This is a genomic window from Caloranaerobacter azorensis DSM 13643 (assembly GCF_900129995.1).
Taxonomy (GTDB): Bacteria; Bacillota; Clostridia; order Tissierellales; family Thermohalobacteraceae; genus Caloranaerobacter; species Caloranaerobacter azorensis.
The window spans coordinates 1-10,640 of record NZ_FQXO01000034.1 but is presented as its reverse complement, the minus strand read 5'-3'; the positions used below and the strand labels follow the sequence as shown (position 1 = coordinate 10,640).

Genomic DNA, 10,640 nt, shown 5'->3' with positions numbered 1-10,640 from the left:
AACAGTTTATAGTGTACCTATGAGGAATTGAAACCCATGCTCTTTTTTGAGAGAAAAACCATTTATTAATATGTTAATAGACTACCTATAAGGAATTGAAACTATACTACTGGAACGTATTTTAACCCCAATTCTTTAAGTTTATAGTTTACCTATAAGGAATTGAAACGTCCAATCTCCTTCATTTAAGTTGTAACCTGAACCTACGTTTATAGCTTACCTGTGAGGAATTTGAGGATTGAAACAATATCAGATGTGGTTGATGAGGAAGGAATTATATAAATCAAGTTTCATAGATTACCGCTTTAACCTAAAATCCTTTATCCTTATCGGATTTGTCGTTCCTAATTTTGGGTCTTCTTTCGGATACATCGGCAGATCACTTCTCTTTACATATGCCTTTATTTTTTATCAGATCTCCTTGCTTTAATTTTAATTCATAACTTGAATTCGGTTTTATTGTCTCATATGTTCCATCTTCTTTTTTTCTATCTATTACAATACTATTATACTTTTCTGTTCCTAAAGAAACTGTAGAATTTGTTATTCCAAATGCTACAAATGAATTTGCTCCATCACTTGATAATGCAAATAATCCCGCTTTGTCATTGTATGAATATTGATTGTCATTTGTATAGAAATATTTATATGAATCTGCTAATCCTGATAGTGAACCTATAAAGTTTGCTTCAATTAGAGATTTTTTATCTCCTTTATAATAGTTTCTTTCAGGTGATAAAAATACTTCAAAGTAATATCCTTTTACTTGTGTTAAATCAAGTTTATCGTAGTTTATCTTTGAAAGTGCATCTGGGAAAAGATTTGTATTAACTGTAGCATTAGCACTCTTCCAAACTCCATTACTATCTAAATACATTAAACCATTTTCTGTAAGTTTGAATATTACTTCATATATTCCATATCTAGGTTCATATCTCTTTATTCCTAAATCCATATCAAAATCTTCTTTTGATTTGTGTCTATCTTCTTTTAATGTCTGATCTATTAATGGTACTGATACAGCATAATATCCAAATTTACTTTCATTATTAATATCTATATTCGATTTCGTATTTAAATCAATTTTGTCTTGAGTATATTTCACATTCATATATAGGTTTATATCTTTGTGAAATGATAAACCATAACCGTTTTGATGTAATTCTTGACTTTTGGTTTTTTCTGTTATATATCCTAAATAAGCTCTTAATACATAAGGTTTATTTGGTTCTAGTATTAATTTATCTTTTGGTATTGGATTTGTTCTTCTCCACCATCCATCTATTGTACTAGAACCTTCTTCGTATGGATATATTTCTATTCCACTTTTTTTACCTAAACTTTGTTCTCCTATGTTTTTGCCTACTATTATTGTGTTATTTTCATCTACATATGATAAACCTGTTCTTGTTTCATCATTTAATATAAATAAGTCTGATATATTTTTAAATGGTGGAATGTTTAATGAACTGTATGTGTTTTCTTTTGTAATGTAATAAGCTATTCCTGCAGTATATTCTGATGGTGCTACTGTTAATGAGAAAAATTTATAAAATGTATATACCATATCTTTGTAGTGTTCTGTAGACATTAATGCATATACATATGTAAAGTTTTCTTTGTCTTTTGCATTGTTCTTTATCCTTCTTATATCCATTAATATTTTGTTATAATCTATCATTTTTGACAGTTCTGGATTTCTTTTTCCATTCTCTACTAATGCAAATATTAAATCGGGATTAAATTTCATATAATACGCTACATATTCTAATAGGTTTTTCCATTCTTCTTTTTCTAAATCATCAGTTAAATTGTTTAAGTATTTTCCTCCGTATGTTCTTCTATAGTAATCAAAAAACTTTTCACTATACTTACTAGCAAATACGAATTTTGAACCATTGTTTGGATTCCACGGTTCATATACTAATGAAACTAACTGCCTATAATTTGATTTGCTTGTTTTGTATATTGATCTTAATTGTCCGTACTTTATATCTATTGCAAAGTAAGGAGAACCCATTAAGTCTACATATAATCCATAACCTACACTTCTATACCATCCAAAATATTTTTCTCCTTCTGAACTTTCAGTAGTTATTCTTAAATTATCTTTGTCATTTGATGGTGGATCATAATAAGGTTTAAATGCTAATACTTTTTTATTTACTTTTTTTACTACTCCATTTTCTACTACCTTATCTTCTATTTCTATTATTACTTGGAAGAGTAATATTTATGTAAACCTTTCTAGGAAGCCTGTTAGTAAATACCCTCAAATTAACGAATTTTCCTGCATGATTAGTTTATTATGTTTTTTCAAGGTTCAAAATCTAAAATTTCTTATGATAATTATTACTTTTATTAGATAGTATGTTTATTTTTCTATGTATTTCACATCTAAAGAATGCTTTAGCAATTATTTTATATTTTATCAACTTATATTTGTAAATTTTTATAATTTTGTAACATAAAAGATTGAATTTTATTCTGTTATATTTATTTTGTACGATTAATAAGAGAAATGTCAAAAGATTTTACAAATAGAGTACAATAAAAAATTTTTGTAGAAAAATACAATTTTTTTAAAAAAGTTGTAGGAAAAAAGAAGAAAAAGAAGAATATATTTAATGGTTATTTTTTAGTATAAAATGAAAAATATGAGCAAGGGGTGATAAAAGTTGGGAGAAAACAAGAAGTTATATAGTAAGCATATTTTTTTATTTCCTTTTAAATGGACATACAATGTTGATGAAAATAAAAAAGTTACTTTTGATGATATTACGGATGTTAGAAAGGTTATTGAAGCTTTAGAACGTGATGGAAGATGGGAATATAAAAATCTCATTATTGATGACAACTTAAAATATAATGAGTTTGTTTATTTTTATGATAATGTTAGAAATAGTATTTATAGCAGGGTAAAAAGGGAAAGTGGTAAAAAAGAAGAGTTTTATGCTCAAACTGTATTTAATTATGAATATAAGTTAGGTGATGATGGTAATAGATATAATATATATATTAAATATAATTCAGATAAAGATAAATCTTCAGATAAGGATAAATTGTATAGTTTAAATATTGATTCAATTATACTTAAGATATATGAAACCGGTATTGGGATTTTATCTTATCATTTATCAAATTATGACTCTGAAGATTCAAAAGATATACTTGAAATAAATGATTTCGGTAGGAGAGTATATCCCCAGTTTTTAAAAACAGAATCGGGGAATATTGGTATATGTGAGTCGTTAGAAGCACCGAAGGGAAGGTTTCTTGCAAATAAGTTAGAAATAGTTATCGATAATAAAATTAAATTGGAAGAAAATTTTGAAAGGGATTGGAAACAAAATCCTTATTATATTTCTAAAACTATTACTGGGCTATTTAATGAAAATTTTGTAATTAAAAATCCAAATATGAGAAATAATGGCAAAGTTGAGATAGAACCGATAATAGACGATAGAATGTTTACAATCTGTTGGTATGTGAATGATTTATTGGCTGATCAATTAAAAGGTTTAGATCACCAAGAAAGGTATAATTATTTGACTTCGGATTTTTGGCATGAATATATTTTTGTTGATGGAAATGGAAGTTCTTGCCAAAGTAAAGATATGCTTGAAAATCTTTTAAGAGAACATACATATGATAGATGGATTAATTACGGCACATTATATGGTGCAAGTAGATATTCTTTTGTTTGTTTAACGAATTCAGAAGGAACATTTTTAGAAACTCATATTTCTACAATGTACTATGAAATGGTCTCGCTTCTTTTAGCACAAAGAGCAGCTATATTAAGATTTTCAGATGAAATTTCAAGAATTTCGGTATTAGAAGAGAGTAAAGACTTATTTAAAAAAGTTAGCGTGTTGCATAAAAATTATATACAATTTGTTAATAGACTATACTTTAGAGAAGTTACGGCACAAGAACAGGGAATTGAGATATATGATTTAATTATTAAATGTATGAATATCGATAGAGATATAAAAAATTTGGGTGAAGAGATAAATTCGCTTCATCAGTATACGACATTAATGGAAGAAAATAGAACAAGTGAATCATTGAAGACTATAGAAAAACTTAATGCAAAGTTTATAATACCGACATTTATTACAGGGTTACTAGGAATGAATATTTTTAATAAACAGTTAGAAGATATCAGCTTCCAGTGGTTTATAAATAAAGTAATGAATTCTTTAGGTATTCCTTTATTGACTACTTCTTCACCGACGTTTAGTAGTCATTTATTTTCGTTATTTGGATTTGCTATTTGGTTTGCAGTATTTCTTTATTGGATACCAAATTTAATTTTTAAAAAATTTATTGAGAATAATAAAGAAAGTGAGGAAAAAAGCAAATAAACCGAAGGAGGATAGTATATGCCCAAACTTGTCATTGAATTGAAACAGCATACACCTTTGATACATTTTCAGGGGAATCAGCATGGGGCGACTTTAAGAGCGACAGAATTAAAACCTAAATTAGATAAGTTTCTTAAAAAACATGTTTTTAAAAGTTTTAAAGAATATAAGAGATATTTAATAGGCGATATAGAAAAAATAGAAGAAAAAGAAGATGGTGAAAGTAATAAAGCATTTGATTATAAGTTAAAAATAATAGCTAAAGGGCATGAACAAATAATCGATTTAGAAGAGCCTTATCCTGAAATTTTTTATATTAGAAAAATGAATGAAAACACTAAAAAAGGTAAAAAGAATAAAAAAAGAAAAAATATTAAAAAACAAGCAGTAATGTATGATGAAATTATATTAGAATTTTTTTCGTTTCATAAAGACTTGTTAACCAAGATAGAAGAGAATATTTCACGTTTTTTTGCGGTTACAAATTTTGGATTACGTCAAAATAAAGGATTTGGTTCCTTTTATTTAAAAGATAAGAAGGATATAATAGCCGATGTGAAAAGTGTATATGATAAATTTTTATATATAAAATATGATGGAAAAACATATTCAGATTTAATGCGGTATGTTTACATATTATATAAGATGATGAAGTCAGGAATAAAATTTAAATGTAAAATAAATCATAAAAGTATCTATAAGAAATATAACTCTTTTTTATTTGAATATATGAAAGGAAAAGGGATAGATAATGAAAAAAGAATGATAAAAGAAGAATTTTTTAATGAGAGTGTTAGGATTAAAAAAGATAATCAAAAGAAATATTATGTTAGAGGATTATTAGGAATTTGTAATTCTTTTTATTTTAAAGATAAAGAGAGAAGGGGCGAAATTAATGTATATAATAAAAATATAAAGAGATTCAAATCTCCAATAACTTTTAAGATTGTTGATGACTATTTAATAATTATACCTGAAGAAATACCAGATGAGATTTATGGGGCGGAATTTGAATTTAAATATAAAAATGAAAGCGAAAAAATAGAAATTCCTAGTAAAGAGCAATTTAATATTTTTAAATTTTTATTTGCATTTGCTGATTGGTTCAATGATTTGAAAATAGAAGAAGATAATGAAAAGAAGAGTAATACATTAAGAATGCTTAAGGGTGCTAAATCAAAACCGATAGTAAAGGTGGGTGAACAGAGTGGCTAAATATATAGGGATTACAATTGGACCTATAATTGATACATTATCATTAGCTAAAGACACGGGTCAGCTTTGGGGAAGTAGTTATATATTTTCATATCTTATGAAAAATATTATTAAAGATATAAAATCGATGGATGGTGGTAGAAAATTTTTAATACCTTATACGGATGATAAAGAACTTTTTGAAAATAAGAATAACGTTGGATTATTTCACGATAGGTGTATATTTGAAGCAAAAGATGATAATGATTTTGATGAAATTAGTAAAATTATAAATTCTAAATTAAATGATTTAGCGAATAAAATAGTAAATGAATTAAATAAAAAGAGTAGGGAAAAATATGATTTGGATGAAGTGAAGAGCTATTTGAAAGATTATTTTCAGATATATTATGTTGAGCAAGAATTTAGTCCGGATGAAGAAGTGAATGTTATTATAAATCGTATGGACGAGCTTTTAAATCAGGTAGAATTGAAAAAATCATTTGTCAGAATTGAAGAAACTAATTTTATTATAGAGCTTTTAAAAAATCAAAATATCAAAGATAGTTTCTTGATAGAAGACTGTTTTGAAGAAGAATATTTAAAATATTATTTTATATCTAACGGTTCAAATAAATTTAAATCGGTTATGCATATAGCATTGGCTGATTTAGGAGTAGATCATTTAGATTTAGATGATAAAAAATCAAAAGAAGAGATTGACAAAAAAATAAAAGAAAATGGTTCAAAAAAAAGTTATTTGTATTTTGCAGTAGTACAAGCTGATGGAGACAATATGAGGGAATTTAAAAAAAAATTAAAGACAATAGATGAATTTGAAAAATTTTCAGAGGGACTTTTAAAATATTCAAAAAGAGTTGTTGATATTGTTAACTGTAGAAGTAAAGGGATGCTTATATTTTCTGGTGGAGATGACAGTTTATTTTTTACACCTGTTATATATAGAGATGGAGATAATATTAAAACTGTGTTTGATACTATTACTGAAATATATGATGCATTTAATGAGATAATGCATAACCAGTTTCAATTTAGTAATTCAGATGAATTAATAAATGAATTACCTAGTATTTCCTTTGGAGTTTCTATAGTTTATTGGAAATATCCGCTTTATGAAGCGTTAGAGGAAGCAAGGACATTATTATATCAGGCAAAGTCTAGTAAGGCAAAAATAAATGGTAAAAAACAAGAGAAGAATGCAGTTGCATTTAATGTATTAAAGCATAGTGGGCATGTTTTTGGAGCTGTATTAAATCAAAGTGGAAATGCATATAAGAAGTTTAAAGATTTATTAAAATATGTTGCAGTTGATGAAGATGGACGAGATTATATTAGGGCTGTTGAACAGAAATTGATGAGAGATCATTTTATAATTGAGAGGATTTTGGAGAAAAAAGATAAAAATAGGCTGAAAAATTATTTTATAAATAATTTTGATGAAGATACATATAAGGGAAAATATGATTATTTAGATAAAGTGCGTGAATTTATAGAATGTGCATACGAGGAAATGGATGAGTTATGTAAACAAGATCAAAAAGAAGATAATAGTAAGGTTTCTGAATTTATCATGTATATTCATTCTTGCCTGAAATTCATTTCATTTCTTAACGAAAAGGTGGGAGATGATGAGTAAATATCTTGTAACTTTAAAACCTTTAGATTATTATTTCTTTGGTGGTGAAATCACATTTGATAGTAAAGATGGTACAACAAATTATTTTGTAAGATCAAATATATTTCCACAACAGACTGCAATTTTAGGAGCTCTACGAAAAGAAATATTGATACAGCAAGGTTTGTATAAATATGATTGGAGTTATACAGATAAGGAACGTGAAAATATAAATAAAATTATAGGTAAAGAAAGTTTCAAAATTAATTATATTGAAGAGCAGGATTTTGGAGTAATAAAGAGTATATCGAATGTGTTTATATATAAAAATGGTGAATTTTTTATTAGTGCTCCGTTTGATCATAATGAAAAAGTTTGTAAAGAAATAAATAGGAAGAAATATTATACTCCTTTTAAATTTGAAAAGGAAACTTTTAAAAGTAATATATGTTTAAATGGAGTATATAAATTAATAGGTTATGATCATAAAAAAGGTATTACAAGAGATTTTTTAAATATAGAAACAAAAGAAATAGTATCAGAAAACAAAATTTTTGTTAGTAAAATTAGAATAGGAATTAAAAAAGGTTCTCATATAACAAAAGATGATGGAGGATATTATAAGCAGCAATTTTTTAAGTTGGAGGATGGGTATGAGTTTGCATTTATTTTAGAGTTATCTTCTGATATTCATATTAAAGATTGTATATTATATATTGGGGGTGAGAAATCGGCTTTTAGAGCTAAATTTGAGAAAAAAACAGATAATTTTGAAATAAAGGTTGAGTTTGATGATAAATATAGAACGATAGACAGAGTTATTTTATTAAGCGATACGTATTTAGATAACCCATATGAAAATTGTGGTTTTGCTATAGCTGATACCGAAAATTTTAGGAATATAGAAACTTGTTATGAAAAAGGAATAAACAATATAAATAAAGCACTAAAAAAAATAAGTAAAAAATATAAATTTTTGAAAAGAGGAACGGTTTTATATTCTATAGATTTAAAAGAATTAGAAGAGCGAATTGAAAAATATGAAAATTTAAGAAAAATAGGATATAATAAATATGTATATATAAAAGGAGGAATATAATGGGAAAAACAAGTATTTATTTAATTAGAGCTATTACCAATATGCATGTAGGTAGTGGAGATACTAATTTAGGAATAGTAGATAATTTAGTTCAGCGTGATATTATTACAGGTTTTCCAGTTATAAATTCTTCAAGTTTTAAAGGAGCATTGAGGGAGTATTTTGAAAGAAAATTGCAGAAGAAAGATGATGAAATTATTAATTTTATATTCGGAACACAACAAGAAGCAGGTAAATATAATTTCTTGAGTGCACAACTTTTAGTTTATCCAGTTAGAAGCGATAAAAAACAGTTTTTCAGAGCTACAACTGTGCCTATACTTAAGAATTTTATTGAACAGTTTTCTTTATTTGATGTTAAAATGAATGAAGAAATTATAGATTCATTGAAAGAGTTATCTAAAATAGATGTTAATGATTCGAACGTAATAATATTTGATGAAAAATTAAAGGATGCAGTTATAGAAGATTATTATGGTAAATATGTTAAAATGGATAAAACTGTTTTAGATAATGTGGAAAAAATTTTAGGTAGAGATATAGCTATATTTAGTGATACCAACTTTAAGGAAATTATAGAAAATTTGCCAGTAATCGCAAGAAATAAACTAGAGAATGGAGAAAGTAAAAATTTATGGTTTGAAGAAATAGTGCCTAGAGAGACAAAATTTTTTATTCCAATAATTAAGGAAGATAAATATTCGGATGAATTTGATGAATTAATAACAAAAGAAATGATACAAATTGGAGCTAATTCATCAATAGGATATGGTTTATGTTGTATTAATAAAGTGGGTGATTCAAATGAGTAGTAGAAGAATAAGTCATTATATTGTTAAATGTATGGAGGTTTTAGATAATATTAATAGTGAAGATAATATAGTTGATAATGAAGGAAGAATTCCAAGAGAATTCAACGGATATATTTCTTCTTTTGGAGCTTGTATTATACAAAATGGATTGTTACCTGCTGTTGCATTTTTTGAAAACAAGAATGCAAATTCACAACAAGATAGAAGAAAGTTGATGAAAATAATATTGAAGGTATTAGACGAAGAAACGAAAGAGAATAGTTTGTTTCAATATTTGCTCAAGAATAAGAGTGAAGAGAAAATTTTAAGAAAGGAAATTATTAACATAGTTATAGCTTTACAACAAGTTATAAGAACATATGAATTAGTTTGATTAGAATAGGGGGAGATTATGAATATTCCAAATTTAGGATTTTTGTTTAACAAACATTATTATATAAACGAAAAATTAGAATTTGAATTAAAAGATATACATAAGAAGAATAGAGATATACTTAAGGTTGAATTTAAAGGGAGATATAATGCACCTTATGGTAAATATTGTTTTAGGTTGAAAACTATCTATCCTGGAATGATTATAGGAATAGGGTATCAGCATGATATTAATAATGACGATAAAAAAGATAATAAAGATAAAGAAGATAAAGATTGCTATAAAATGGGATTTTATTTTGATTATACAACAGGTATGCCTATTATTCCCGGTTCAACTGTGAAGGGACTTTTGAGAAGTGCTTTTAAGCATAGAGAATATATTTTAGAAATTTTGAAAAATAACAAAATAGATTTTGAAAAAGAAAAATTGGAGAAATTTAAAAAGAATCTTGAAGATAATGGTAAAGAAAATTATATAAACTATAATTTATCGGACGATGATTTATTAGTAAATCTTTTAGAATATGAAATATTTGAAATAGGTACTATTGAGGGATTGAAAGATATTTTTTATGAGGCTTATATACACGAGGTAAAAGGAAATGATGGAAAATTTTTAGCTGATGATTATATAACACCTCATTATAATAATCCTTTAAAAAATCCGATACCATTGAAGTTTATAAAAATATTACCTGATGTTGTTTTTAAATTTTCTTTTGATTTGAATGATGGTATACTTAATTCATTTGATAAGCTGAAATTGTTTAGACAAATTTTATTAGATTTAGGTATTGGAGCAAAAACTAATGTAGGATACGGTAAGTTTGATGAGAAATATGGAGAGAATGATATATTGAACCTAGAACGAAGAATGAAGAAAAATCATAAAAAGTATTATAAAGACTTTAGAAGAAGTATATAAGGTATAGTATCAAAATGTCGTCGACCTCCAGTAGTGCAAAAAACCCCGGGGATCGACGACTTTTTGTTTTTTGCCAAAAACGTGTAAATTTCAATATATAGAAGGGTAAAATCCTAGTATATTAGTAGGAATTAACGCAAAAAATTAATAATTGACAAAATTTTTTAAATATAGTAATATCAATATAAGTGATGGGTTTATAGACTACCTATAAGGAATTGAAACGTAT

8 protein-coding genes are annotated in these 10,640 nt (G+C 26.0%); 7 read left to right on the top strand and 1 reads right to left on the bottom strand.

Annotation, left to right across the window (positions count from 1 at the left end; translation table 11 throughout):
* Window positions 1–379: 379 nt before the first annotated feature.
* Window positions 380–2,020 carry a hypothetical protein gene (locus BUB51_RS06895; RefSeq protein ID WP_073196528.1) on the bottom strand — a complete coding sequence of 547 codons (1,641 nt, stop codon included), beginning with the start codon at window positions 2,018–2,020 and terminating at the stop codon, window positions 380–382.
* Between the two features lie 658 nt (window positions 2,021–2,678).
* On the opposite strand from BUB51_RS06895, the gene BUB51_RS06890 reads away from it, so the two are divergent.
* Genes BUB51_RS06890 through cmr6 form a run of 7 tightly spaced genes read left to right on the top strand, consistent with a single transcriptional unit; the run spans window position 2,679 to window position 10,411 of the window.
* A complete protein-coding gene (locus BUB51_RS06890; RefSeq protein ID WP_073196526.1) occupies window positions 2,679–4,370 on the top strand; it encodes a magnesium transporter CorA family protein in 1,692 nt (563 codons plus the stop codon).
* Between the two features lie 18 nt (window positions 4,371–4,388).
* On the top strand, window positions 4,389–5,585 hold the full coding sequence (locus BUB51_RS06885) for a hypothetical protein (RefSeq protein ID WP_073196524.1): 1,197 nt from the start codon (window positions 4,389–4,391) through the stop codon (window positions 5,583–5,585).
* Window positions 5,578–7,221, top strand: a complete 1,644-nt coding sequence (cas10, locus tag BUB51_RS06880) for a type III-B CRISPR-associated protein Cas10/Cmr2 (RefSeq protein WP_073196522.1) — start codon at window positions 5,578–5,580, stop codon at window positions 7,219–7,221. Before BUB51_RS06885 ends, cas10 begins: the two co-directional genes overlap by 8 nt.
* A complete protein-coding gene (locus BUB51_RS06875) occupies window positions 7,214–8,299 on the top strand; it encodes a type III-B CRISPR module-associated Cmr3 family protein (protein ID WP_073196521.1) in 1,086 nt (361 codons plus the stop codon). Before cas10 ends, BUB51_RS06875 begins: the two co-directional genes overlap by 8 nt.
* Complete coding sequence (gene cmr4 / locus BUB51_RS06870; protein ID WP_073196519.1) at window positions 8,299–9,111, top strand: type III-B CRISPR module RAMP protein Cmr4; 813 nt, start codon at window positions 8,299–8,301, stop codon at window positions 9,109–9,111. Before BUB51_RS06875 ends, cmr4 begins: the two co-directional genes overlap by 1 nt.
* Window positions 9,104–9,484 (top strand): type III-B CRISPR module-associated protein Cmr5, encoded by a 381-nt coding sequence (gene cmr5 / locus BUB51_RS06865; protein WP_073196518.1) that lies wholly within the window; start codon window positions 9,104–9,106, stop codon window positions 9,482–9,484. Before cmr4 ends, cmr5 begins: the two co-directional genes overlap by 8 nt.
* Window positions 9,485–9,502: 18 nt before the next feature.
* Complete coding sequence (gene cmr6 / locus BUB51_RS06860; RefSeq protein ID WP_073196516.1) at window positions 9,503–10,411, top strand: type III-B CRISPR module RAMP protein Cmr6; 909 nt, start codon at window positions 9,503–9,505, stop codon at window positions 10,409–10,411.
* Window positions 10,412–10,640: the final 229 nt, after the last annotated feature.

Coding starts and splice junctions, on each gene's coding strand:
- cmr5 (WP_073196518.1), top strand. CDS start 9,104: ATGAGTAGTAGAAGAATAAGTCATTATATTGTTAAATGTATGGAGGTT.
- BUB51_RS06885 (WP_073196524.1), top strand. CDS start 4,389: ATGCCCAAACTTGTCATTGAATTGAAACAGCATACACCTTTGATACAT.
- BUB51_RS06875 (WP_073196521.1), top strand. CDS start 7,214: ATGAGTAAATATCTTGTAACTTTAAAACCTTTAGATTATTATTTCTTT.
- cmr6 (WP_073196516.1), top strand. CDS start 9,503: ATGAATATTCCAAATTTAGGATTTTTGTTTAACAAACATTATTATATA.
- BUB51_RS06895 (WP_073196528.1), bottom strand. CDS start 2,020: ATGGGTTCTCCTTACTTTGCAATAGATATAAAGTACGGACAATTAAGA.
- cmr4 (WP_073196519.1), top strand. CDS start 8,299: ATGGGAAAAACAAGTATTTATTTAATTAGAGCTATTACCAATATGCAT.